Source organism: Tenacibaculum profundicola (assembly GCF_057220795.1).
In genome coordinates this window covers 19,169-43,888 of record NZ_CM170137.1, presented here as the reverse complement: position 1 = coordinate 43,888, position 24,720 = coordinate 19,169, and the positions used below count along the sequence as shown (strand labels likewise).

23 protein-coding genes are annotated in these 24,720 nt (G+C 32.2%); 6 read left to right on the top strand and 17 right to left on the bottom strand.

Annotated features, from left to right (window positions below):
* Positions 1 to 21 precede the first annotated feature (21 nt).
* A complete protein-coding gene (locus AC2TDS_RS00215) occupies positions 22 to 1,194 on the top strand; it encodes a lipid A deacylase (RefSeq protein WP_484737120.1) in 1,173 nt (390 codons plus the stop codon).
* 32 nt (positions 1,195 to 1,226) lie between these two features.
* Here AC2TDS_RS00215 and AC2TDS_RS00210 read toward each other — a convergent pair whose 3' ends face one another.
* The 6 genes from AC2TDS_RS00210 to AC2TDS_RS00185 form a co-directional block, all read right to left on the bottom strand.
* Positions 1,227 to 1,982 (bottom strand): LytR/AlgR family response regulator transcription factor, encoded by a 756-nt coding sequence (locus AC2TDS_RS00210; protein WP_484737119.1) that lies wholly within the window; start codon positions 1,980 to 1,982, stop codon positions 1,227 to 1,229.
* A gap of 24 nt (positions 1,983 to 2,006) precedes the next feature.
* Positions 2,007 to 2,348: a 2TM domain-containing protein gene (locus tag AC2TDS_RS00205; protein WP_484737118.1), complete on the bottom strand. Its 342-nt coding sequence runs from the start codon at positions 2,346 to 2,348 to the stop codon at positions 2,007 to 2,009.
* Positions 2,345 to 2,656, bottom strand: a complete 312-nt coding sequence (locus AC2TDS_RS00200; RefSeq protein WP_484737117.1) for a 2TM domain-containing protein — start codon at positions 2,654 to 2,656, stop codon at positions 2,345 to 2,347. Before AC2TDS_RS00200 ends, AC2TDS_RS00205 begins: the two co-directional genes overlap by 4 nt.
* An 8-nt stretch (positions 2,657 to 2,664) precedes the next feature.
* Entirely contained in the window at positions 2,665 to 2,982 is a 318-nt protein-coding gene (locus AC2TDS_RS00195) for a 2TM domain-containing protein (RefSeq protein ID WP_484737116.1), read from the bottom strand.
* 295 nt (positions 2,983 to 3,277) lie between these two features.
* The gene (locus AC2TDS_RS00190; RefSeq protein WP_484737115.1) at positions 3,278 to 4,639 is read right to left on the bottom strand and encodes a 2TM domain-containing protein; all 1,362 of its coding nucleotides are present in this window, start codon (positions 4,637 to 4,639) and stop codon (positions 3,278 to 3,280) included.
* 20 nt (positions 4,640 to 4,659) lie between these two features.
* Positions 4,660 to 5,073, bottom strand: coding sequence for a DUF2141 domain-containing protein (locus tag AC2TDS_RS00185; protein ID WP_484737114.1), 414 nt, complete (start codon positions 5,071 to 5,073; stop codon positions 4,660 to 4,662).
* Between the two features lie 191 nt (positions 5,074 to 5,264).
* On the opposite strand from AC2TDS_RS00185, the gene AC2TDS_RS00180 reads away from it, so the two are divergent.
* Together AC2TDS_RS00180 and AC2TDS_RS00175 are read left to right on the top strand one after the other, a co-directional pair.
* Positions 5,265 to 5,759, top strand: coding sequence for an RNA polymerase sigma factor (locus AC2TDS_RS00180; protein WP_484737113.1), 495 nt, complete (start codon positions 5,265 to 5,267; stop codon positions 5,757 to 5,759).
* Positions 5,760 to 5,765: 6 nt separating this feature from the next.
* A complete protein-coding gene (locus AC2TDS_RS00175; protein ID WP_484737112.1) occupies positions 5,766 to 6,380 on the top strand; it encodes a DUF8845 family protein in 615 nt (204 codons plus the stop codon).
* An 87-nt stretch (positions 6,381 to 6,467) separates the two neighbouring features.
* Here the strand turns inward: AC2TDS_RS00175 and AC2TDS_RS00170 are convergent, their stop codons facing one another.
* The gene (locus AC2TDS_RS00170; RefSeq protein WP_484737111.1) at positions 6,468 to 7,487 is read right to left on the bottom strand and encodes a threonine aldolase family protein; all 1,020 of its coding nucleotides are present in this window, start codon (positions 7,485 to 7,487) and stop codon (positions 6,468 to 6,470) included.
* Between the two features lie 470 nt (positions 7,488 to 7,957).
* On the opposite strand from AC2TDS_RS00170, the gene prfB reads away from it, so the two are divergent.
* The 3 genes from prfB (at position 7,958) to AC2TDS_RS00155 (ending at position 12,385) form a co-directional block, all read left to right on the top strand.
* A complete protein-coding gene (prfB, locus tag AC2TDS_RS00165) occupies positions 7,958 to 9,055 on the top strand; it encodes a peptide chain release factor 2 (protein ID WP_484737110.1) in 1,098 nt (365 codons plus the stop codon).
* A gap of 41 nt (positions 9,056 to 9,096) precedes the next feature.
* A complete protein-coding gene (gene arsC, locus AC2TDS_RS00160; protein ID WP_484737109.1) occupies positions 9,097 to 9,438 on the top strand; it encodes an arsenate reductase (glutaredoxin) in 342 nt (113 codons plus the stop codon).
* Between the two features lie 118 nt (positions 9,439 to 9,556).
* Positions 9,557 to 12,385, top strand: a complete 2,829-nt coding sequence (locus tag AC2TDS_RS00155; protein ID WP_484737108.1) for a M16 family metallopeptidase — start codon at positions 9,557 to 9,559, stop codon at positions 12,383 to 12,385.
* Positions 12,386 to 12,611: 226 nt separating this feature from the next.
* Here the strand turns inward: AC2TDS_RS00155 and AC2TDS_RS00150 are convergent, their stop codons facing one another.
* From AC2TDS_RS00150 to coaBC, 10 genes are all read right to left on the bottom strand, one after another.
* Positions 12,612 to 13,547 carry a UDP-glucuronic acid decarboxylase family protein gene (locus AC2TDS_RS00150; protein WP_484737107.1) on the bottom strand — a complete coding sequence of 312 codons (936 nt, stop codon included), beginning with the start codon at positions 13,545 to 13,547 and terminating at the stop codon, positions 12,612 to 12,614.
* Positions 13,548 to 13,590: 43 nt separating this feature from the next.
* Positions 13,591 to 14,601, bottom strand: a complete 1,011-nt coding sequence (locus AC2TDS_RS00145; RefSeq protein WP_484737106.1) for a glycosyltransferase family 2 protein — start codon at positions 14,599 to 14,601, stop codon at positions 13,591 to 13,593.
* A gap of 66 nt (positions 14,602 to 14,667) precedes the next feature.
* Positions 14,668 to 15,444 (bottom strand): DUF3050 domain-containing protein, encoded by a 777-nt coding sequence (locus AC2TDS_RS00140; protein WP_484737105.1) that lies wholly within the window; start codon positions 15,442 to 15,444, stop codon positions 14,668 to 14,670.
* Positions 15,445 to 15,521: 77 nt separating this feature from the next.
* A complete protein-coding gene (locus tag AC2TDS_RS00135) occupies positions 15,522 to 16,334 on the bottom strand; it encodes an enoyl-ACP reductase FabI (RefSeq protein ID WP_484737104.1) in 813 nt (270 codons plus the stop codon).
* A gap of 73 nt (positions 16,335 to 16,407) precedes the next feature.
* Positions 16,408 to 18,060, bottom strand: a complete 1,653-nt coding sequence (recN, locus tag AC2TDS_RS00130; protein ID WP_484737103.1) for a DNA repair protein RecN — start codon at positions 18,058 to 18,060, stop codon at positions 16,408 to 16,410.
* A 112-nt stretch (positions 18,061 to 18,172) separates the two neighbouring features.
* Entirely contained in the window at positions 18,173 to 18,499 is a 327-nt protein-coding gene (locus AC2TDS_RS00125) for a c-type cytochrome (RefSeq protein WP_484738979.1), read from the bottom strand.
* A 41-nt stretch (positions 18,500 to 18,540) separates the two neighbouring features.
* A complete protein-coding gene (locus tag AC2TDS_RS00120) occupies positions 18,541 to 19,767 on the bottom strand; it encodes a PQQ-dependent sugar dehydrogenase (RefSeq protein WP_484737102.1) in 1,227 nt (408 codons plus the stop codon).
* Between the two features lie 24 nt (positions 19,768 to 19,791).
* Positions 19,792 to 22,071, bottom strand: a complete 2,280-nt coding sequence (locus tag AC2TDS_RS00115; protein WP_484737101.1) for a TonB-dependent receptor — start codon at positions 22,069 to 22,071, stop codon at positions 19,792 to 19,794.
* A gap of 554 nt (positions 22,072 to 22,625) precedes the next feature.
* The gene (gene porD / locus AC2TDS_RS00110; RefSeq protein WP_484737100.1) at positions 22,626 to 23,516 is read right to left on the bottom strand and encodes a type IX secretion system protein PorD; all 891 of its coding nucleotides are present in this window, start codon (positions 23,514 to 23,516) and stop codon (positions 22,626 to 22,628) included.
* Positions 23,509 to 24,720 (bottom strand): bifunctional phosphopantothenoylcysteine decarboxylase/phosphopantothenate--cysteine ligase CoaBC, encoded by a 1,212-nt coding sequence (gene coaBC / locus AC2TDS_RS00105; protein WP_484737099.1) that lies wholly within the window; start codon positions 24,718 to 24,720, stop codon positions 23,509 to 23,511. Before coaBC ends, porD begins: the two co-directional genes overlap by 8 nt.

Here is a 24,720-nt window from a genome sequence, read left to right as displayed (position 1 = left end):
CTTAAGCTAACGAAAAATAAAATGAAAAAAATTATTCTCTCAATAACGCTATTTGCCTACAGTTATACCCAAGCTCAAGAGTCGGTATTTTACTCTTCAGAAGCAAATACTACTTCTAAAACAGAAAAATTTGGGCTGGATGTATACAATCTAAACTTTTTTAAAAACAATGAATATTTTAACTTCATTTCTGATGGATATACCCTTTTAGGCACTCAAATTCACCCGGAGCTTGTATACCAAAACAGTGCGGAAACTCAGTTTAGGGCCGGTGTATTTTTGATGAAACATTTTGGAGAAAACAACATAGATCAAGCAATTCCAACATTTACCTTTAAATACACAAAAAACAATCATTCCTTTACTTTCGGAAACATCTTTGCCAGAGATAATCACAATTTAATAGAACCACTTATGGCAAGTGAAAAAATATTAAGTGACAAGGTTATCGAAACTGGAGTGCAATACAAATACCATTCAACTAAATTTTTAGTAGATGTTTGGTTAGACTGGGAAAATTATATTCGAAAATACGATGACTTTAGAGAAGTATTTACTGCTGGTATCAATGCGAACATCTTAGCTTTTAAAAAAATTCATTTTCCTCTTCAACTAATTACACGACATAAGGGCGGTCAGATTTATAAAAAATTCCGTGATGATGAAAATCCTACCAATGTATATAACCTTCACAATATATCAACCGGGTTTGAATATAACAATACCGATGCTGATAATAATGGTTTTATTTTTAACTATTATTTTTTAATGCATAATACCGATACACAAGCTTCGAATTATCCTTTTGCTAACGGGCACGCTCATTATGTAAAATTGAAATACATTCAAAATAGCTTTCAGTTTATGATTGCCTATTACAAAGCACATCAGTTTATTTCAGCAAAAGGCAATGAAATGTTTCAGACCTACTCATTAAAAAGCAATATCGAGTACTGGAATGGTGTTGTAGACAATCGATATGTAAATCATAGAGAGCCAGATCGAAGTTTACTATTTACTAAAGTATTTTACGAAACCTCTTTGGCTAAAAACGTCATGTTTGGAGCGCAGCTTGAAGGTTTTTTACAACTTAATGATGCCATTGACGAAGTTGCCACTAAAGAAAATAAAAAATATCATTTCGATTATTCCTATGGAATTTATGTACGATTTAATGATATTTTTAACTTTTAATATCGGAACTCGCATGGTGTACAAAACCATAGTTATTCTATCCAATTTTTAAAATCTTTTACGCGCTCTCTACTTACTATAATTTCGGTATCGTTATAATTATGTAGCTTTAATTGTAGTCTTGAATTGGTATATGAAACAATATCTTTAATAGCGTTGATATGCACCATATACGTTCTGTTTACACGGAAAAAATGTTCAGGGTTTAATTGTTCTTGCCAGTGCTCTAGGGAATTATCAATCAAATAATTCCTGTTTCCGTTGATATGAATATATGTTGCTTTATTTTCAGAATAAAAACACTCTATTTCATCGGTATGAACAATTTTAATATGCTGACCTATTTTTATAGTAAACCTTTTTTTATACTTTCTATCAATAGGATTAATTAGTAATTTTCGAATATCGTCGATGTTTACTTGCAAATCTGTTTGCCTAGGTTGTTGCTCTTTAAACTTATCAACGGCTATTTCTAATTCGTCTTCATCAATTGGTTTTAACAAATAATCTATAGAATTTAATTTAAATGCTTTCAACGCATATTCATCATAAGCTGTGGTGAATATAATAGCCGATTTCACAGGTACCTCTTCAAATATTTCAAAAGACAAGCCGTCTGATAATTGAATATCCAAAAAAATTAAATCGGGATGTTTGTTCTGTTGAAACCAATTAATAGCCTCTTCCACCGAATGAAGCATTTGTTGTGCTTCTAATTTAAAAACACTTAACATTCTTTGTAGCCTTCTTGCTGCAGGCTTTTCATCTTCAATGATTACTATATTCATTGCTCTTTTATCTTCTTTTGTTATCTAAATTTCTACTTCCTTATTAATAAACTCTTTGAGTTTCTTTTCTTCCCATTTTCTACCAAACAATTTCACAAACCCAAAGATTCTGAAAGCATCCATGGCTAAGAAGACTCCCCAAATAATCCATAACGGATAATAGTCAAAACCTTGTGCTGTTATTTTATTACTAATTCTAAAATCCCCGTAAATATGAACTACAATATCATAATAATTGGATATTAGCGTAAAGACAAAGTTAATAATTAAATAAGCAGCTATATGATCATAAAATTTTTTCAATTCTTTCACTCTAGACTCCGCTTTGATTCTATTTTTATCTATTTCTGTTATTTTACAAGTCATTCCTCCATATATTTTTTAATCTTTCGTTGCTCCCAGTCTTTTCCTAAAAAAAAGGCAAAACCGAAAGCCTTAAACGTGTGAAATAGAAGTCCTATCCCCCAAAATATCCAAAGAGCAAAGGTTCCGAAATCGAAAAAAGCCTCGTCAAAAGTTTCACCATTATTCAAATTTCTACTTATTTTTCTTACACTAACAAATATATTTATCAAGACGTAAATAACTAAATGTAAATAGTAACTCTTTAACTCCTCTACTCTTTTTTTTGCTCTGAGATATTTTTGCTCTTGGCTATAATTATCTGTTTTCATTATTATTCTTACTTTTCATTATTCATAAACTCTTGCAGCTTTCGTTTTTCCCACTCTTTACTAAAGAAGTAGCCAGATCCGTAAACTTTTAGCCAGTGAAAAAACAGTCCAATTCCCCAAAAAATCCAAGTTGCATATACTCCAAAATTTTGTATCGTCTCCGAAAGAGAATCACCGTCATCAGCCATCAAACCAATAATAATCACGGTTGATATAAATATATTAACCAAAACATAGGATACTGCATGCCAATAAAACCCTTTTATATTTTCAACTCTCCTTTTAGCGAGTATATATTTCTGTTCTTTTGTGTAATCTCTATCCATAATTATTCGCTTTTATTTAAATATTTTTTAATTTATATTTCTTCCAAGTCTTTTCCATACCCAAATACATCTGCTACAAAAAACCAAATGCCATGAGGAATAAGTCCTAAAGACAACCCTAAAATTGCATCTCAAAACCAATGGTATTGTGGCGAGAATTTTAAACTTAGAAAAACCAATACTGGTGCTATTATCATCGTTACCACTGGATGAAGATACATACCTTTTAGTTTTTTTACTTTTTTCTTTGCGGTTTCGTATTTACACTCGTATAAAAAATCTTATTCCATCTCTATTATCTCTCATGTTTTTCTTGTTCTTCCATTATTTCCTTTATTTTTCTTTCTTCCCAATTTCTTCCTAAAAATAGACTGTAGTTATTTACTTCTAAAAAGTGAAATAATAATCCCATTCCCCAGCCAATCATTGGAAACCAAAACCAATGAAACCTAGGAGAAAATTGAAAGTTGATAAAAATCAAAAAAGGAATCACAATACAATAAGAGGCTAAATTTCGATAAAACTCTTTCAGTTTTTCAACTCTTTCAAGCGCTTTTACATATTTACTATTTTCAAAATTATTGGTATCTACTCTCATGTCTTTTGTTTTTAATAACAGTGGTAAACTCACTGTAAATGTTTTGTTGTTATTCTCTATTTGTACGTTTTTAGTAGTAATCAATCCGTACCTATCAGCGATATTACTCAATCCAACCTTAGTACTTTTTCCAATGGCTTCTTTAGGGTTTATGGTATTTTGAACTTGTAAAAATTCACCTTCCTGGTAAATGCGTATTTCTAAAGGTTTTTTTGTTGATACTACATTGTGCTTCACTGCATTTTCAAGCAACAATTGTAAGGATAATGGTACTATTTTTAATTCTGGGTTGTTTAGTGTTTCAGGAATGCTAAATTTTACAGCATCTTCAAAACGCATTTGTAACAACTGCATATAGGTTTTTGCAAATTTCAATTCTTCCTGAATAGGCACTAATTCTTTGTTTCGTTGTTCTAAAACATAACGATATACCTTTGATAGTTTCGTGGTAAACTTCTCTGCCTGATAGGGGTTTTCACCTATTAAAGAAATCAATACATTTAAGCTATTGAATAAAAAATGTGGGTCAATTTGGCTTTTTAAAGTTTCAAATTTCGCCGTTTCTGTTTTGGCTACAATCTGTTGCTCTGTTTTTTCTTGAGTTGTCGCTTTTTTCCATTCAATCATAAAACCTCTGGCATGTAAAAAAGCAGATACTCCAAAAGAAAACTGAATCCAAAAAATATGCGTCCACATCATACTAGATTTGAAAAACAACGCTGGATTTTGCCCCTGTATTCTAATAAATAATATATAATCAATTAATAAAATTACAGGAACTGTATATAAAATTGTAGCAAATATACCTACCCAAACTCGTTGATTGGTTTGCGATACCCAATCCCATTTCGTACTTAAGTAATCATTTAAAAACCCTTGTCCGAACCCAAGCAAAAATGTATACATCGCCGAAACAACAAGAGACATAGCTAATCTCTTTAGTGTATACACCCCATCAATAGCATAAAAGAACACACCAAATAATATGGTTAATTTAATCGCCAACCAAAATCCTTTTTTTAATTCTTTTAATGAAAAAATATCTTTCTGAGTTCTCATTTACTATTGATTTTTATTCTTTATAATCTAATTTCTAAAGATACATCTTTATCAGAAATTATAAACTTTGCATCGCGATATTGAGGAGGGCCATAGTTCATCACATTGTTAGAAGCTCCATAGTCTTCTAAGGGTCTTCCACTAGCTTCAAAATCCATTTGATTGTTTTCGTTTTTATCGTGATAACAAACAACAGCATACTCACCAGGTTTAATGTTTTCAAAGGTAACCGTACTCCTTCCTTTATCTATTTTTACTGATTTAGCTTGTAATGGCTTTAATAAAAAACCTTCTTTATCAAACAAAGAGTATTTTATAGTTCCTTTATCTGAAGTTGCATTCACAACTGTTGCCGTAATTATTTGATTTTGTGCTAACATAACTTTTCCTATAAATAGTAGCAGCAGTACTAAAATGTTTACTAAAATTTTCATATTTTTTATTTTAAAGTTAATAACACCACAAATATCAGGAGGTATGGTAAACTTGAAAACTTAAAACTACCGAATTGTAGTATTTTAAGACTGAATTGTCAATTTTAAAAAAAAAATTAAAAAAAAGACATCCTAGTGTAACGTTTCTTATTTTTGGACTACTTATATATTATCAACAGTTACTAAACTTCGTGCAAAAAGAACTCGAAAATAAATTTTTATCTGATTTTGAAACCAATCAAAACATCGTGCATAAAATATGCAGAATATATACTACAAACCAAGATGCTCACAATGATTTGTTTCAAGAAATAACCATACAACTATGGAAAAATTACGATAAATTCAGAGGTGATGCTAAGTTTAGTACATGGATGTATAGAGTAGCTTTAAATACGGCTATTTCACTGTACAGAAAATCAACAAGAACAGTAAAAACACAAGATATTAGTGATTTTGCTTATAAAATACAGTTTAATGAATATGATGACACAGAAGAACAACAGTTAAAAGCTTTGTATAAAGCAATTCAGAAATTAAGCGATATTGATAAGGCTCTCATATTTTTATACTTAGAAGACAAAGCATACAGAGAGATCTCGTTAACTCTAGGAATTAGCGAGGTAAATGCTCGTGTTAAAATGAATAGAGCCAAGGAAAAATTAAAAAAAATATTGACCCCATAAATATATATGGATACATTAGATAAATATAAAAAAGTTTGGGACAGTCAACCAGAAGAAAATAATAAGCTTTCAAAGGTTGATATTTATAAGATGTCACACTCAAATTCATCATCAATTGTAAAATGGATTTTTATTATTGGTTTATTGGAAATCACACTTCCATTTAGCTTTTATTTGTTTTCCGATTTCGGCGAATTAAACAACAGTTATAAGGAGCTTGGAATAGAAGGATATGCTTTTTATTCACAGGTTATTTTATATCCAGTAATACTCGTTTTTTTGTATCTGTTCTATAAAAATTACAGAAGTATCTCTGCAACAGATAGCACCAAAAAATTAATGAATAAAATTCTGAAAACAAGGAGAACAGTTCGCAATTACATTTTTTTGAATTTAGCATATGCCTTTATTACAATCGTAATTGTAGTAGTTGCAACGATTAAAATTAAATTCGTCGATTTTGGTACTACAGAAGTATTGGTAACTGGTTTGGTTATGCTTTTTATGGGTATTTTATTAGTTGGTTGTATGTGGTTAATATATCAGTTACTCTATGGTATTCTTTTGAAAAAATTAAATAAAAACTATAAAGAATTGGCAAAGCTTGATGAGCCAAATTAAAGCCAAATTATACTTTGTAAAATCTATTATCTACGGAAATAGTTTCAAAAACAAAAAAGAGAAGTTTTAAAACTTCTCTTTTTTGTTTTAATAATTCTTTAATTCTTTTAATAAAACAGATAACATCTCTTCGGTCAAATCTAAATGCGTTACTATTCTTAATTTTCCTTCTCCCATAGAAATTAGTAATATTCCCTTATCAGCCATTTTCTCTATAAAATCATCAGGGTTTATAGTGTCTTCCACATAAAATATAATTATGTTTGTTTCTACTGGCTCTACCTTTTTGACAAATGAGCATGAATTCAATACATCACCTATTTGCTGGGCTTTGTGATGATCTTCCGATAAACGTTCAACATGATTATCTAAGGCATACATTCCCGCCGCAGCTAAAAAACCTGCCTGTCGCATAGCCCCACCAAAAAGCTTTCGAATACGTAAAGCTTGTTCTATATGTTCTTTTGTGCCAACAAGAACAGACCCGACAGGAGCTCCAAGCCCTTTGGATAAACAAATAGAAATGGTATCAAATAAAGCCCCGTATTGTTTAGCTGTCTCATTTTTTGATACTAACGCATTAAATAGCCTCGCTCCATCTAAATGATATATCAAATTATTGTCTGTTACTACAGTTCTTATTTTTTTTAACTCATCAAAATCCCAACAAGCACCTCCTCCTTTATTTGTGGTATTTTCAACACAAACCAGCTTATTAAAAGGTACGTGTATATCGTTTCTTCCTCCAACCACACTTTCTAATTGACTCGCAGTAAACATACCTCTTTTTCCATCAATTAAGCACGAGGTCACTCCTGCGTTAAAAGCGGCTCCCCCACCCTCGTAATTGTACACATGAGCCCATTTATCACAAAACATTCTATCGCCAGGTTGTGTATGTAGTTTAATTGCTGTCTGATTTGCCATAGTTCCTGAAGGAAAAAACAATGCATCTTCCATTCCAAACATAGTGGTAACTTTCTCTTGAAGAGCATTGACACTAGGATCTGTTTTAAACACATCATCCCCCACCTCAGCATGCATCATAACTTTTAACATTTCCTTCGTTGGTTTCGTGACGGTATCGCTTATTAAATTTATGGTCATAATTGATTAAAAAATTTATTTTTTGATTTGGGCGTGTATATCCCTCCATTTTTACTTGAAAAATTAATACTGCCCCCTTTCAGTATTTTTCGACCACCAATTTACTTTGAAAATTTATAAAAACAAACTATCCTATAAAAAATGGTTCATCAAAATGTAACAATTTTATCACGATAACTAAGCATATCCGTTTCGTTTTATAAGTTCTACTTTAAATGAGCCTGAAAACAATAAAGCTAAATCTATATACTTCCGAAAAATCGTGTACGTAAATAACTTAGTTTGCCAAAATCAATAAAGATCTTCGCTACACTTATCATAGCAAAAATAAAAATAATGATATACAACAATATACTTCCTAGGAAGATCATTTTCATTATCTGATTTTTTACGCTAAAACTAAAAATCTTATTAGTAATTTATAAACCCTCTGTACAAAATCTAAATTTTAACTTACTTTTGTTTCAATTATGATTACACTAGAACAACTTAGAGATATTTCAGATCGTGTAAATAAACTAAAAGATTATTTAGACATTGAGAAAAAACTGATAGAGATATCAAATGAAGAGGAAAAAACAGCAAACCCTAATTTTTGGAATAATCCGAAAGAGGCTGAAGTACTGATGAAATCACTCCGATTAAAGAAAAAATGGGTAAATGACTATAACGCTATTGTTACTTTAAAAGACGACCTTTCTGTTTTATATGATTTTTATAAAGAAGGAGAAGTTGAAGAAGAAGAAGTTGCTGAGCAGTTTAACAAAACTTCATCAATTTTAGAAGACATTGAATTTAAAAACATGCTCTCTGAAGAAGGTGATAACTTAAGTGCCGTAATTCAAATTACTGCAGGTGCAGGTGGTACTGAAAGTTGCGATTGGACGGAAATGTTAATGCGTATGTACACCATGTGGGCTGAAAAGCAAGGTTATAAAATTAAAACGCTTAACTACCAAGAAGGAGATGTTGCTGGTATTAAAACCGTAACTCTAGAATTTGATGGAGATTTTGCCTTTGGTTGGTTAAAAGGTGAGAATGGTGTTCATAGACTAGTTAGGATTTCTCCTTTTGATAGTAATGCCAAGCGTCATACTTCGTTTTCGTCTGTATATGTTTATCCTGTTGCTGATGACTCTATCGAAATTGAAATCAACCCAGCAGAAATTGAAATTACCACAGCTCGTTCGAGTGGTGCTGGAGGGCAGAACGTAAATAAAGTGGAAACTAAAGTACAATTGCTACACAAACCAACAGGTATTCAAATTCAATGTTCTAACTCAAGATCACAACACGATAATCGTGCTACTGCCTTGCAAATGCTTAAATCGCAATTATACGAAATAGAACTACAAAAGCGTCAAGCTGCTCGTGCAGATATCGAAGCAAACAAAATGAAAAATGAATGGGGTAGTCAAATACGAAATTATGTAATGCATCCTTATAAATTAGTCAAAGACGTTAGAACAGCACATGAAACAGGTAATGTGGATGCCGTGATGAATGGAGATATCCATCAATTTTTAAAGGCCTATTTAATGATGATGGGACAAAAAGAAAGTTTATAAATAGATGTTTCTTATAATTTATTGGAGAAAAAACATATAACATGATAAAAATATATCACAATAATAGATGTAGTAAATCTCGAAGGGGAGTAGCAATTTTAGAAAATTCAGGAAAAGACTATGAAATTGTAAAGTATTTAGAGAATGTTCCTAGCGAAGAGGAATTAAAGGATATTATTGCATTATTAAAAATCTCTCCTATTGATTTAGTTCGCAAAAATGAAAAAATATGGAAAGATAATTTTAAAGACCAAAACCTTTCTGATACAGAAATTGTAAAAGCAATGCTTGAACATCCTAAATTAATTGAACGTCCTATAGTAATTAATGGAAACAAAGCCGTTATAGGTCGCCCGCCAGAAAGCATTCATCAAATCATATAGTATAAAATATAAAACTCTCAATTTCTTGAGAGTTTTTTTAACACTATTTTATAACTAAAAGCTTAGTTCACATGGTATATGATAAGTATATTGTACACTCAATCAAATATTTAAAAAAATGAAAAAAATACTATGTACTATTTTCTCATGTGTAATGCTGTTAATGACTTTAACATCATTTGCTCAGACTACTAAAACTAAGTCAACTAAAAAAGGGGGAATGATGTCAATGAAGATCCCCACGGATTCTTCTGTTAAAATAGGTAAGCTCTCAAACGGAATGACCTATTACATTAAACAAAACCCTAAACCATCCAACAAAGTTGAATTACGTTTAGTTGTTAACGCAGGCTCTATTTTAGAAGATGATGATCAATTAGGATTAGCACACTTCATGGAGCACATGAACTTTAATGGAACTAAAAATTTTAAAAAAAATGAATTAATTGATTATCTCCAATCTATTGGAGTAAAGTTTGGCGCCCATTTAAATGCCTATACCGGTTTTGATGAAACTGTTTATATTTTACCCATACCAAGTGATGATGAAGTTAAGTTAGAAAAAGGGTTCCAAATAGTTGAAGATTGGGCTAGCGGGGCATTACTCACTGGTAAAGATATTGACGAAGAGCGTGGTGTTGTTTTAGAAGAGTATAGATCTAGAAGAGGTGCGGACAGCCGTATGCTTGAAAAGTATCTTCCTATTGTAATGCATGGGTCAAAATACGCAGACCGCCTCCCTATTGGTACAGAACATAGCTTAAAAAACTTTAAACATGAAAGCTTACGTCGTTTTTATAAAGACTGGTATCGTCCAGATTTAATGGCTATTATAGCCGTAGGTGATGTTGACGTTTCTATACTTGAAGAAAAAATAAGAGCTCATTTTGGGAAAATCTCTCCCGTTAAAAACCCTAAAAAAAGAAGCGTTACTACATTACAAAATCATCAAGAAACATTTATTGCTATTGAAGCAGATAAAGAAGCTCCTTTTTCAAGAGTACAATTAATGTACAAAGATCACAATGAGGCTACTCCTAACGTTTCTATAAATGATTATAGAAAATCATTAGTAAAGTCACTATTTACTCAAATGATTAATAATCGACTGGATGAGCTACGGAATAGTGAAGTTCCTCCTTTTGTGTATGGTTATAGTTATCACGGTGGTACTTGGGCACGAGGAAAAAACGCGTACCAATCAATGGCAGGTACCAGTGCTGAAGGACAGTTGGCAGGGCTAAAAGCACTATTAGATGAAAGTGAAAGAGTAAAGCGTTATGGATTTAAGTCTGGAGAATTAGAAAGAGCTAAAAACAATATTATTGCTAGTATCGAAAAGGCTTTTAATGATAAAGACAAAAGAGAATCTAAAGCAATTGTTCGTCAATATATAAATAATTTCTTAGAACAAGACCCTATACCTAGTATCGATTGGGAATACAAGGCGAAAACCATGCTATTACCAACAATTAAACTTGATGACGTAAACAAACTTATCAACAACTATTTACATGATGATAACCGAGTTGTTGTAATTACTGGCCCTAAAAAAATAGTAACAAAAGAACAGGTGATTAACGCATTAAAAGATGTTAAAACTAAAGATTTAAAACCCTATGAAGACAAAGTAGTCGCTACTTCTTTAATGACTAAGATGCCAGTACCAGGCACGATTATCAACACCACCAATAATAAAGCACTTGGTACCAAGACTCTAACGCTTAGTAATGGAGCTACGGTTACGTATAAAAAAACTGATTTTAAAAACGATGAAGTTCTATTTAATGGTTTCAGCTTTGGTGGTACCTCATTATATTCAAATAGTGATTTAAATGCTACTGCTTTTGCCAATGGAGCTTTGGCAGAAGCAGGAATTAATGGGTATTCTAAAACAGATCTATCTAAAATGATGTCTGGTAAAATTGCAAGAGTTACCCCTTTTATCGGCAGTTTTAGTGAAGGCTTTAGAGGTTCTGCTTCTCCAAAATACCTTGAGGATTTATTTCAAATGGTACATCTGTATTTTACTTCTTTAAATAAAGATGACAAAGCCTTTAATTCGTTTATTAACAAACAAAAAAGCTTTTTAGGAAACCTATTAGCCAGTCCAAATTTCTTCTTCCAAAAAGAAATGCAAGACTTTTTAAATAAAGGAAACCCTCGTTATACTGGCTTTCCTTCTCCAGAAGCATATGATAACGCTGATTATAATTTAGCGTATAAAAAGTATCAAGAGCGTTTTGCTGATGCTGGAGATTTTAATTTTTATTTTGTTGGAAATGTTGATGAAAATAGACTGGCTGAATTTGCGAAATTATACATCGGTAGTTTACCTAGTAAAAACTCAAAAGAATCTTACAAAACATTTGATTTTAGACCATTATCTGGCGCACATAGTAAAACAGTGGCTAAGGGTAAAGACCCTAAGAGTAATGTTAAAATAATGTACCAAGGTAAAGCTAGTTATAACCAAAACGAAGCATTGGCTTTTTCTACTTTAGGGGATATTATCAGCATTAAATTAACAGAAAAATTACGTGAACAAGAAGGAGGCGTATATTCATCAAGAACTCGTGGTTCTATATCAAAAATGCCTTATGGATGGTTTAACCTTACCATTTCCTTCCCTTGTGCTCCAGACAATGTTGAAAAACTAAAAAAGATTTCTATTGATCAAGTTACTTCAATTGTAGAAAATGGACCTACTAATGAGGATTTGATGAAAGCTAAAAAGGCACTGATCGCTGATCATAAAGAAGACCTAAAAAAGAATCGTTACTGGTTAAATACACTAAAAAACATTGATTATCTAAACAATAATGCAACTGACTCTTTTACTTTTGAAGACCGAGTAAATGCATTAACCATTGATGATATTCAAAATGTTGCTAAAAAGTATTTAAAAGGTGGGGCTATTCTAGGGATCTTAAACCCAGAAAAATAGTATATAACTTGCTGAAAACAACAAAAGCTCCATGATATGGAGCTTTTGCTGTTTTTAAATTTTAGTTATACCCTATATGAATTGAAATTACTCTGAATCAAATGATTGCTTTTTCTTTATAGAAATTATAAAAATCAAGTATATCTTAAGCTTATGATTTCTTTTAATAATGAAGAAGAAAGGAAAAAAGGGCTTTTACTACCGTAATTTTAATTTGTAAATGGTTTTAGATAGTGGCAGTAAAATATGCAATGACTTTGGTCAAACCATCTTCTAAACCCACCACAGGTTTCCAATTGTCCAAAATTTTCATTGCTAATGATATATCTGGTTTTCTTTGCATTGGATCATCTTCTGGTAGAGGTTTAAAAATTATCTTGGAAGAGGAATTCGTTAATCTTATGATTTCTTTTGCCAATTCTAAAATCGAGTACTCTGAAGGATTACCAATGTTTACAGGTCCCGTAATTTCTTCCTCGGTATTCATCATTCTAATCATGCCTTCAATAAGGTCATCTACATATTGAAAACTTCTTGTTTGTGAACCATCTCCGTAAATAGTAATATTCTTTCCCTGTAATGCTTGTACAATAAAATTTGAAATCACTCTACCATCATTAGAATCCATTCTCGTACCATAGGTATTAAAAATTCTAATTATTTTAATTCTTACTTGATTTTGTTTGTGATAATTTATAAACAAAGACTCAGCACAACGCTTTCCCTCATCATAACATGATCGCAATCCTATCGGGTTTACATTTCCCCAATAACTTTCTGGTTGGGGGTGAATTTTAGGATCACCATAAACTTCACTAGTAGATGCTTGTAATATTTTAGCATTGACTCTTTTCGCCAAGCCTAACATATTGGTGGCACCAACAACAGACGTTTTAATTGTTTTTATCGGATCGTATTGATAGTGTATTGGTGAGGCTGGACATGCCAAATTATATATTTCATCGACCTCTGCATAGTATGGTTCCGTAATATCATGGCGAACAAGCTCAAAAAAAGGGTTCTCTAAAAGATGGAGTATGTTCTTTTTACTTCCCGTGAAATAATTATCTAAACAAATTACTTCATTTCCTTCGTTTAACAATCGTTCACAAAGATGTGAACCTATAAAACCAGCACCTCCTGTAACTAAAATTTTCTTCACAAATGTTAAGTTATTTTTTACCAAAAATAAGAACTTATATTCATTAATTATTCTTAAAAAATAAATAAGGAAATTGTTCTTCTGGATCTCTCTTCAAAAGTCGAATATAAAAAGTAGATTTTAAAAATGCAAGACCGTATCCAAAGAATTGAATAAGAACAGCATAAACAGAAAAAGCTCCTACCATGAAACTTCTATTTAGCAGTGTTGCATGTATAAATAACAATGTTAAATATCCTACAAGAGGATAAAGTACCATCACGTTTTTACTTAAAAAAGCTCCTGCTACTGAAAATATAACAAAAAAAACAAACATGGTTGGAAACCAAAAGGTAATCTTGGCTGTTTTTGGATGCCAGCTTGATAAAATCGGTCTAACCATACCGAATTTTTTTACTTGCTTATAAAATTTACTCCATGAAATTCTTCTCTTGTGATATACGTGTGCATTAGGTAAAAAGCAAGTTTTGAAACCCGCTTTTTCTATTCTTCTAGACAGATCAGGATCTTCTCCTGGGTGAATTCTGGAGAAACCATTGGTTTTTTCGAAAGCTTCTTTCGATATACCCATGTTAAAACTTCTAGGCTCAAACTTTTGAACTTTTGTTTTTCCTCCTCGAATACCTCCCGTTGTAAAAAATGACGTCATTACATAGTTTATTGCTTTTTGCAATGTTGTAAAACTATCATGGGCTGCATCCGAACCTCCAAAGCAGTCCACGTAATTTTCTTTCAAAAAAGAATGAACCGTACTTAAATAATGGAATGGTAATATGACATCCGAATCTAGAATTATAAAATAATTCCCTGAGGCTCTTTTCATTCCATAATTTCTAGAATCACCAGGACCTGAATTACTTTTATACCAATACTGTATAGCTAACCTTTCACTGTATTTCTCAACTATTTCTTCTGAAGTTTCGCTAGAACCATCCTCTACAATTACTACTTCATAGCTACCTTTGAAATCTTGTTCTGTAAGACTTTCTAACAATTCATCAATCTCATTGGGTCTATTATAAACAGGTACAATTATTGATAACAACACACTCATTCTATTCTATGGTTTTAAACATAACCGTAACTATTTTGCTACTTAACTTAATTTCTTGATCGTGATTTAGTAAACGACACTTTCTTTAATTCGTTTTGTTATCCCATTCCAAAGTGCCACTCTTTTTTCTAACGATGTTTTAGCATAATACAACACATCATTCCATTTTTGCTCATCATCTCCGCATAATTCAATGATCATTTGTAAAGCTAATGGTCCGTGCTCATCTCCATCTAATTCAATATGCCTATTGAGATAATATTTTAACTTTCCATAATCCACATTTTCTCTTTCTTCCGTATTTTTTACAATTTCTATAAACATATCAGGTATTACATCTTCCCTTCCAAAGGTAAAACTAGCTGCAACAATATGTGGTTGTTTTGTATTAATAACTTCAAATGTAAATTCTAAAAAGTCTTTTGTTTCTTGAGCAATGGTAAGGTTTTCTATAATATCATTGATGTTTTTACCATCTATCAGTTCTGATAAAAAAGTAGAAATTTGAGATGTATTTGCCTTTACTTGTTGCATGGCATCTATGTACATTTCAAAATGACTCTTGTGTTCACCCAATTCATTTACATCCGTTTCTTCTTCTAAAACGATTTCATTAATGAACCGAGCAGTTTTACTATTTACAACAGGGATCCAAGGTAATGACACACAAGTCAGTTGTTGTTGTAATGCTTTTAATAAAGACATAAAATCCCATACAGCAAAAATATGTTCTTCCATAAAGATTCTGACATCTTCTATGTTTTCTATAGAGTTGTACAACTCATGACTTTTTAACTGTTCTCTTAAATCAGCTAATGCTTTCTCTATTAATATATGATCCATATGTACTAAACTTCAATAAAAAATGCAAATCTAACGATTTGCATTTTAAGATATTCTATACTTTCAATTGAAATTATTTATTCTTCAATAAACTTACTCATTACTTCGTCACTTACCCCCATATTTGAGAATCCTCCGTCATGGAATAAGTTTTGTAAGGTTACTTTCTTTGTTAAGTCAGAAAACAATGAAATTGTGTAATCTGCGCACTCTAAAGCCGAAGCATTGCCTAATGGAGACATTTTCTCTGCGTAAGAAATAAATCCATCGAAACCTTTTACTCCACTTCCTGCAGTTGTTGGTGTTGGAGATTGTGAAACCGTATTTACACGCACTTTATGTTCGCGTCCGAAGAAATAACCAAAGCTACGCGCAATTGACTCTAAGTAGGCTTTATTGTCAGCCATATCATTATAATCTGGAAAGACTCTCTGAGCTGCCATATAGGTTAAAGCGACAATACTTCCCCATTCATTCATGGCCTTTTTGTTATACAAAACATTCATTGTTTTATGAAAAGATAATGCTGAAACATCAAACCCTTTCATCGTAAAATCATACTTAGAATCAGTATAATGACGACCTTTACGTACATTTACAGACATTCCTATAGAGTGTAAAACAAAATCAATTTTACCTCCTAAAATTTCCATAGATTTTTCAACTAAATTGTTTAAATCATCCATAGAAGTAGCATCTGCAGCAATTACCTGTGAGCCTGTTTTCTCAGCTAAAGCATTTATTTCTCCCATTCGCATCGCTATAGGCGCATTGGTAAGTACAAATTCAGCACCTTCTTCATGTGCTCTTTCTGCTACTTTCCATGCAATTGAATGCTCGTTTAAAGCTCCAAAAATAATTCCTTTTTTTCCTTTTAATAAATTATACATAATACTGTAGTCTTTTCTTTAGTTATTTGTAAAGGCAAATATAAACCTTTATCTTAATTTCGTTTATTACTTTTTAGCCTAGTAATTCTTTCGCATGCGTCAAGGCACTTTCAGAAAAGTCTTTTCCACTTAACATTTCTGCAATTTCGGCTACACGTTCACTATAGGTTAATTGTTTTAAATTAGATGTTGTTACACCATGTTCCTCTCCTTTGAAAACTTTGTAATGTTGTTGACCTTTTGATGCTATTTGTGGTAAATGGGTAATAGTTATCACTTGCATATTACTCCCCATATCATCCATAATTTTGGCAATTTTGTTCGATACTTCACCAGAAACACCTGTATCAATTTCATCAAAAATAATGGTTGGCAATTGTATATTCGCTGAAAGTATTTTCTTTATTGATAGCATGATTCTAGATAATTCACCTCCTGAAGCTACTTTTTTAAGTTCTCCAAAGTTCCCTCCTTTATTAGCTGAAAACAAAAACTGCAAATCATCTTTTCCATTAGCAGTGTATACTTGACTTGGTGTTACTTCAATCAAGAATTGCGCATCAGGCATTCCTAATTCCTTTAACAAAGAGCCTATTTCTTTTTTTAGTTTGGGTATTGCTTTTTGTCTTCCCTTTGTAATTAAGTTAGCTACTTCATCTAATTTTTCTGCTACTGCCTTTATTTCCCCTTCCTTATTAACAATAGCTTCACTCGCTCCTTCTACTTTAGCTACTTTTTCAGCTAATGATTCATAAACCTCCTTTAGCTCTTTAATTGTTGCTACCGAATGCTTCTTCTGCAGGTTATAAATTAGTTGCAGTCTATCATTTAATTCATCTATTTCATTCGGATTAAAATCTACTTCTTCGTTTGCTGATTCTAACTCTGTAATGATATCGTCTAGCTCAATTTTCAAACTAGTAGTTCTGGTATACAGCTCTTCGTATTCCTTTGAAAATGAACTTATTTTATATAGATTATTTTCTAAAGAATGTAAAAGAGACTGCGCTCCGATTTCTTCATTTGTAGCTATTTGTAACCCTTCAGATAAACTCAACTTAATATCTTCAATATTGTTAAGTTTTTCTAACTTTTCTTCTAAGGTTTCTTGCTCTCCTAGTTGAAGCTTAGCTTCTTCCAGTTCATTAAACAAGTGTAGATTATAGTCGTATTGTTCTGTAGATTTTTGTGCTTCTTCTTGAAGGTTCTTCAGTTCTTTTTGTAATCCATTAAATTTACGTAGCCCGCGCTTAAAAGAGGCTATTTTCGCCTGATTTTTAGCCAATGCGTCTAAGATAGAAAACTGAAAATCAACATCAGACAATTGTAGGGTTTGATGTTGCGAGTGTATATCTATTAACTTTGTTTTTAGCGCTGTTAACACAGAAAGGGTTACAGGTGTATCATTTACAAAAGCTCTCGATTTTCCTGAAGGTAATATTTCTCTTCTAATAATGGTCTCTTCTTGATAATCAATATCTAATTCTTCAAAGACTTTTTGTAAATCATATCCCTTTATTCCGAACTGTGCTTCAATAACACACTTTTTTTCTGCGTTTTTTAACGATGACAAATCCGCACGGTTCCCCATCACTAGGCCCAAAGCTCCTAATAAAATAGATTTTCCAGCACCTGTTTCTCCTGTTATTATTGACAGTCCTTTCGTGAAATCAATCGATAATTGATTGATTAAAGCATAATTATGTATAGATAATTGTATAAGCAAATTCTAATTTTTCAAAAGATAAAAGTAAGGATTTTACCTAAATCTAAAAATAAATATTTCCTTGTAGCAATAAGTTTATAACTTTCTTATGAACATTTCATTTTGGTGGTACTTACCTCCTTTGTTTATGTATGTTTTCCACTCTGTTTTCAGTAATAATTCCATTATATGAGTTCCCCCAACTGTTTAAAATATAATTCATCACATCTGCTATTTCCGTATTTGTTAACCCAAATGACGCCATACTACTGTTATACGTTATACCATTTACACTAATTTCACCTCGCAAACCATATTTAACTGCGTGTATACTTTCCGTAAGCTTAGATTCTAACCAGTTTGACTTTGCTAATGGCGGAAACGTATTTGGTACTCCTTTACCATTAGACATATGACATTGAAGACAAAATTCTTTATAAATAGTACTCCCTCTTGTTATACTGGTAGTTAATAAACGTCTATCAGCTTCTGGTAAATGATCTAGTTTTTCCTTTTTTTTTTGAGTGACTCTTCTTTAGGAATTATTTTAAAAACACCCTCATAATCTACCGAAACATACAAATAACCATCAGGTCCTTGCCTAACACAACGAACTCTTCCGATATTTTCAAGTAGCCTTTCACGTTTTGTGACATTTCCACTTTTATTGAGTTTCAATAATTCAAGGTATTGAAACTTTAAAGACCCCACTAATAAGTGATTCTTTAATTCAGGATATTTATTACTGGTAACAAAAGTCATTCCACTAGGAGCAATTGAAGGCACCCAATAGTGCAGGGGTTGCTTCATATCATCTCGATGCGTTTCCTCGGTGATTTTTGTTCCATTATAATTAATGCCATAGGTAATTACAGGCCATCCGTAATTTATTCCCTTTTGAATAATATTAATCTCATCGCCTCCTCTAGGCCCGTGTTCGTGTGTCCAAATCGCTCCTGTTTTTGGATGTTTTGCCATTCCTTGAGGGTTTCTGTGCCCATATGAAAAGATTGCTTTTTTTGCATTTGCTTGCTTTACAAAAGGATTGTCTGATGGGATTTGACCATCATCGTGAAGTCTGTATACTTTTCCCCCGTCTTTTGTTATACTCTGAGGATTCACTTCTCTCTCCCCTCTATCTCCAATACTAAAATAAAGGTACCCATCATCATCAAATTCTATTCGTGAACCAAAATGATGTGATGTAGTAACATTAGGACTACCTTGATATAACTTTTCAACAGAAACGAGCGCGTTTTCTTTTAGTTTTGCTCTATACAACGCGGTATGACTTCCTCTACCACCCTCAGAAACCGAACAAGTAAAATATAACCATCCGTTTTCTTCATAATCTGGATGTAATTCGATGTCAAGCAAACCTCCTTGTCCGCGACTGACAACTTTTGGAACATTAGTAACCTGAATTTTTGTTTTACCTTGTATATGATATAAAACACCATATTTTTCAGTTACTAACATACTTCCATCAGGCAACCAAGTCATTCCCCAAGGAATCTCTATATCATTAACTACTAAGGCCGTTTTGTACTTTGTTTCTTCAATGTTTTTTTTAACTGCTGTTACATCAGATACGTTCGCAAGTGCGATCTTATCTTTTTGAATTTCAGTACTATTTCTCTTTTTGCAAGCAGCAAATAAAAATGAGCACAGCACAAAAATCGTGCTTATTTTTCTCATCAACGAAAGAACTGTTTTGTAAGATTTCATTTTATAATACGGTATTATTTATTTTTATAACATATAGCTCAAATTTATACCTCCATAATAATTGATAGGAAGTCCAGGGTAAAAATACCTAGCCGTTGAATCACTACCAAAAGCATTTACTTGGAGTTGTGATGCATACTTTGTGTTTAGTATATTGTTTATTCCAATAAAAAGGTCATAACTAAAATGTTTATTCACTTTCTTTTTGTATCCTAATTTACTATGTACTAAACTGTATTCATTAGCATAGACACTATTTTTATCATTAGCTGGCATTCTACCCACCCATTGGCTACGCAAATTCCCATACATCCCTTTTGCCGTTAGTAGAAACAATCCGAAATTGAGGTTAAACTTGGGTACGCCTGTGAGGTCATTGCCTGAAAAATCATGATCTAAATCAAGAAACTCCATAAATTTAAAATCATGGATGCTCGCAGAAATTGTGGTTAGTAGTGTTGTCTTGTTAGTGTCAATAACTTTGTAATTTATTTCAGATTCTATCCCGTTATGGTTTGTTTTTCCAGCGTTAACAACTATAGATTCGTCTGTTTCGGTTCGTCTACTTACTAAAAGATTTTTAACTCGTAGTGTATACCAAGATAGTAAAAAATTAAATCGGTCATCTTTTGTCTTATAACGACTTCCTATTTCATAGTTCCAACCCTTTTCTGGGCCAATACTTTTATCAAACTCACCCTCTGTTGTTAAGATTTCACTTGTTGATGGTGTTGAAAACCCTTTAGAAATATTCCCAAATAAATATACTTTCTTATTGACCATATAATTTACTCCTAGCTTTGGGGAAAAAATAGGGTTAAAGGCATCATCTGACTTCGTTATCGAATGACTTGGAAAATCATTGCGATTGCTGTATTTAGTTTGGTTAAAATGCATTCCTAAGTTTAGAGAGAGCTTTTTTCGATTCAGCACTATTTCCCCAAAAAAATTATAATATTTTCGATTTTCAAACACATTACCTATTAGTTCTCCTTGCACACTACCAGTTCCCTCAGGAAACTGAGCATAAAGATTTTTATATTTTTCCTCTCTGTAACGGTCTTCAAAATACTCCGCTCCTATAGACCATTTTAGTTTCCAACGTTGAGCTATACTACCTAACAACCTTGTTCTTGCTCCGAAAGAATAACTTTTCTCTTTAAGTATATTGAAAGGTCTAGGTTCATAATTATCTTTTATAGTTCCGAATACACTCGTTTGCTGTCGTAAATTATATCGATAGTGATGATCCCATGTAAGCCCTAACATGCCAGAAGTTATGTCTTCATATCCTTGAGATGTATACCATGCCGTGGCTGCTTTTTTTGGATTATTATCATAATCCTCTTTATTTAACGAACTTGGAATAAAGGCTTTCAAATCATATAAGTTCCCCAAAAAAGTAAGACTATTATTGTCATCAAGATACCATCGCGAAGTGATCGTAAAACTCTTTCGGCTGTATTTATTATTTGCTCTATATCCATCCGCTTGATTATTGCTATAGACAAAATTAATACTATAATCCTCCCCTCCATGGTTTGCATTCAACACATATCGTTTTGCACCAAAACTTCCAACAGTAGCCGTCATATGAGTTTTCGTTACTAAAAAATCAGCAAATTTTGGATAGAGTATGATAGTGCCTCCAAGTCCTACTCCAAAATTACTTGAGGAAGGCCCTTTGTGAATTTCGAATTGCGCTACCGAAGCTAGTTCAAGATCTTCAATAGACGACTCTCCATTCCCATCAGTCAAAGGTATATCACCAAAGTAAGCTCTAATTTTTGCTGTACTAAACGGACTTCTTGCTCCTATTCCTCTGATCGTAATTCTAGATGTATTCAAGGCGCCACTTTGCATAAATACCCCTGGAACAGTATTTAATATTTGATCAGTAAAAACAGTACCTCCTTGGGTTATGTTCTTGTTAGAAATAATAGAAATTGACTCGCTAACCCTATTGGCTTTGATTTGAATGGTACTGGCATTAACAACGGTCTCGTCAAGTAGTATCACGTTTGGTTCTAATCTAACAATCATGATTTTGTTGGGGCTTATCTCAATAATTTTCGTAACATATCCATTCATCGAGATTTCCAAATTTAAGGCTGTCTTTATTTGAAATAAACCATTTGCATTGGAGTATGCTACTGTGTTGGTCCCAACTACCCTAATAGATACGTTTTCCAAAGGAGTTCCAGAGTTTCTATCAATAACTTTTCCTTTGACCAACTGTAACTGAGAAAAAGAAACTTTGTACATCAGCACAAAAAAAATCGCCAAATTATATCTAAAATTCATAGTTTAAAAAATATAAGCCTGTAACATATAAGTACATCGAAAAAAAAGAATACACCAACAAAAAAGTATAAATCATTTATGAAAATAAAAAAAAATGTCTCGAGACACCAGTTAAGAGGCTATCTTTTACAAATAAATAGTATCTCTTAGATCCAGACTGCACTCAGTCTAACATTGAAAATACTCTTCACGAATTTTTGGTATGAACCAAACTGCTGGACAAATAGATTACCTATTCAAAAAACTTAATTGTTAAGGCATTAAAGTAACTAAAATAAATTTTCTTTATTAAGCAAACGGAAATATTTAGGTAAATTTTAACAATAACTATCTGCTTGTATCATACAACTAAACGATCTACTCCCGGCAGTCTTAAAAGTGTGAACGCTATTTCTCTACCTAAAGTATAAGTACATACGCATAAAGGTTTTTGTCTACATAAAGGGTTGACAACACTATAATTAATAAAATAATACGCGTAGGATTTCTAGTATTTAAAACCTTAGGATAGTTTATTTAACCTATTAAACAAATTTAAGATAAGAAGATTGGGGCTATTTAATTTTTTTCCATTTATCTTCATAAGTGGGTGAGATTTTTTCAAGTACAGACAGCATTCTTTGTTGATTCTTGGTAGGCTTTCCGTCCGAGAATACGTTAACTATCTCATCCGCTTTCGCATCTAGAAAAATTCGAATCATATGATTTCCAATAGTAATATTATGCAACCTATCTAATTGAATTACATTAGTCTCTATGGTTGATTTTGCTAGTTCACTATTTTCAGCAAAATTGTCAAAACCATTTCTATGATAATTGTAATAAATATTTCGAAGTACCGTGAACTTTTGTGATAATAAGCTATCAATTAAAGAAAATCTGTTTTGTTTACCTATTTGATTTTGCCAACCATTTTCTCCATTAGATTGTGCCTGAAGCATAGCGTTTTGAGCCTTTTTAAGGTATGATTCCCCTCCTTTTTTCTCAAAGGTATCAGCATCGACTCCTATAATTACATAAGCATAAAAAGCTATGATAGATACTAAATTAGACTCATAAGTATTTGGATTATACAGCAATGGATCAAATTCATTATACTTAAAGTTAAAATTAGTATCATTTATATTTAATATAGGTGTAGTATATGATGAGTTATATACTGGACGTGTTGCTTGTATTTGAAGGGTAGCTGAAAAGTTATTACCATCTTGCGCATTAACAATAATGGTAAATGCACAATTAATTCGTTCTTCTATTTTAAACGTTTTGTTTGTCCATTGTTTTTGATTTACAAACTCAGTCAATGAATTTTGAAGTGTTTCATACACTTGTTTATTGGAACTTTGAATTTGATCCGAATTTATCGTTACTAGCGCATTTAATTCTTGAGAAGAAATTGAATGTGTTACCAGTAATACAACTACTAAAAAGAAAAACTTACGCATGCAACCTATTTATTATTTCGTTAATTATATCTTTAGAAACCTCTTTTTTAGATTTTAACTCAAATACATTCTCATTGAAATCTGCATCAATAATAGTGATTTTATTTGTATCCGTTGCAAAACCAGCTCCTTTATCTCTCAATGAATTTAATACTATAAGATCTAAATTCTTTCGTTTAATTTTTGTCTTTGCATTTTCCAATTCATTATTTGTTTCTAATGCAAACCCAACTAACAACTGATGTTTTTTTATTACTCCTAATGATTTTAATATATCTTTTGTTGGTTCTAACTCAATAGTTAACGCTTGTTCTTTCTTTTTTATTTTCTCTGTAGCTACATTTTTTGGTTTATAGTCTGCCACGGCAGCAGATAAGATGGCCACATCAACTTCTGTATAATATGTATGACATGCTTTATACATTTCTTCAGCGGATTTGATATCGATTCTATGAATAAGTGAATGATCTACTTCCTGAAAGGATGGGCCCGTTACTAAAAACACCTCCGCTCCTAATTTAGCCGCAGTTTTTGCTATTTCAAATCCCATTTTACCAGAAGAATGATTACCAATAAAACGTACCGGATCTATTGCTTCATAAGTAGGCCCGGCTGTTATCAAAAACTTTTTTCCTTTTAATGGTAATTTCGAAATGACATCTTTTTCTATAAAACTGACAATATCGATAGGTTCCGCCATTCTTCCTTCTCCAACCAATCCACTGGCTAATTCCCCAGAAGTTGCCGGAATCATTATATTTCCAAAGGTTTGTAATTTTTTCAAACTTGCATTCGTAGAAGGGTGCTTATACATATCTAAATCCATAGCCGGTGCAAAGTACACTGGGCACTTAGCGGATAAATAGGTTGCCAGCAATAAATTATCACACGTACCGCTAGTCATTTTTGATAGGGTATTTGCTGTTGCTGGAGCAATAAGCATAAGATCTGCCCAAAGGCCTAAATCCACGTGATTATTCCATAGCTCATTTTCATCTTCCTTGTCATAAAAAGAAGAATGAACAGGTTTTTTGGATAGTGTTGATAAGGTAAGCGGTGTTATAAAATCTTTAGACGCAGGAGTCATTATTACCTTAACTTCTGCGCCTAATTTTATAAATAAACGGACTAAATTTGCCGTTTTATACGCGGCAATACCAGCTGTTACGCCTATTAAAATTTTTTTACCGCTTAATACAGACAT

Bases quoted from the DNA above. Each gene is read 5' to 3' on its own strand.
- AC2TDS_RS00115 (WP_484737101.1), bottom strand. From the start codon at position 22,071: ATGAATTTTAGATATAATTTGGCGATTTTTTTTGTGCTGATGTACAAA.
- porD (WP_484737100.1), bottom strand. From the start codon at position 23,516: ATGCGTAAGTTTTTCTTTTTAGTAGTTGTATTACTGGTAACACATTCA.
- AC2TDS_RS00145 (WP_484737106.1), bottom strand. From the start codon at position 14,601: ATGAGTGTGTTGTTATCAATAATTGTACCTGTTTATAATAGACCCAAT.
- AC2TDS_RS00155 (WP_484737108.1), top strand. From the start codon at position 9,557: ATGAAAAAAATACTATGTACTATTTTCTCATGTGTAATGCTGTTAATG.
- AC2TDS_RS00185 (WP_484737114.1), bottom strand. From the start codon at position 5,073: ATGAAAATTTTAGTAAACATTTTAGTACTGCTGCTACTATTTATAGGA.
- AC2TDS_RS00170 (WP_484737111.1), bottom strand. From the start codon at position 7,487: ATGACCATAAATTTAATAAGCGATACCGTCACGAAACCAACGAAGGAA.
- AC2TDS_RS00195 (WP_484737116.1), bottom strand. From the start codon at position 2,982: ATGGATAGAGATTACACAAAAGAACAGAAATATATACTCGCTAAAAGG.
- AC2TDS_RS00205 (WP_484737118.1), bottom strand. From the start codon at position 2,348: ATGACTTGTAAAATAACAGAAATAGATAAAAATAGAATCAAAGCGGAG.
- AC2TDS_RS00215 (WP_484737120.1), top strand. From the start codon at position 22: ATGAAAAAAATTATTCTCTCAATAACGCTATTTGCCTACAGTTATACC.
- coaBC (WP_484737099.1), bottom strand. From the start codon at position 24,720: ATGTCTGTATTAAGCGGTAAAAAAATTTTAATAGGCGTAACAGCTGGT.
- AC2TDS_RS00175 (WP_484737112.1), top strand. From the start codon at position 5,766: ATGGATACATTAGATAAATATAAAAAAGTTTGGGACAGTCAACCAGAA.
- AC2TDS_RS00135 (WP_484737104.1), bottom strand. From the start codon at position 16,334: ATGTATAATTTATTAAAAGGAAAAAAAGGAATTATTTTTGGAGCTTTA.
- prfB (WP_484737110.1), top strand. From the start codon at position 7,958: ATGATTACACTAGAACAACTTAGAGATATTTCAGATCGTGTAAATAAA.
- AC2TDS_RS00200 (WP_484737117.1), bottom strand. From the start codon at position 2,656: ATGAAAACAGATAATTATAGCCAAGAGCAAAAATATCTCAGAGCAAAA.
- arsC (WP_484737109.1), top strand. From the start codon at position 9,097: ATGATAAAAATATATCACAATAATAGATGTAGTAAATCTCGAAGGGGA.
- AC2TDS_RS00120 (WP_484737102.1), bottom strand. From the start codon at position 19,767: ATGAAATCTTACAAAACAGTTCTTTCGTTGATGAGAAAAATAAGCACG.
- AC2TDS_RS00140 (WP_484737105.1), bottom strand. From the start codon at position 15,444: ATGGATCATATATTAATAGAGAAAGCATTAGCTGATTTAAGAGAACAG.
- AC2TDS_RS00210 (WP_484737119.1), bottom strand. From the start codon at position 1,982: ATGAATATAGTAATCATTGAAGATGAAAAGCCTGCAGCAAGAAGGCTA.
- AC2TDS_RS00190 (WP_484737115.1), bottom strand. From the start codon at position 4,639: ATGAGAACTCAGAAAGATATTTTTTCATTAAAAGAATTAAAAAAAGGA.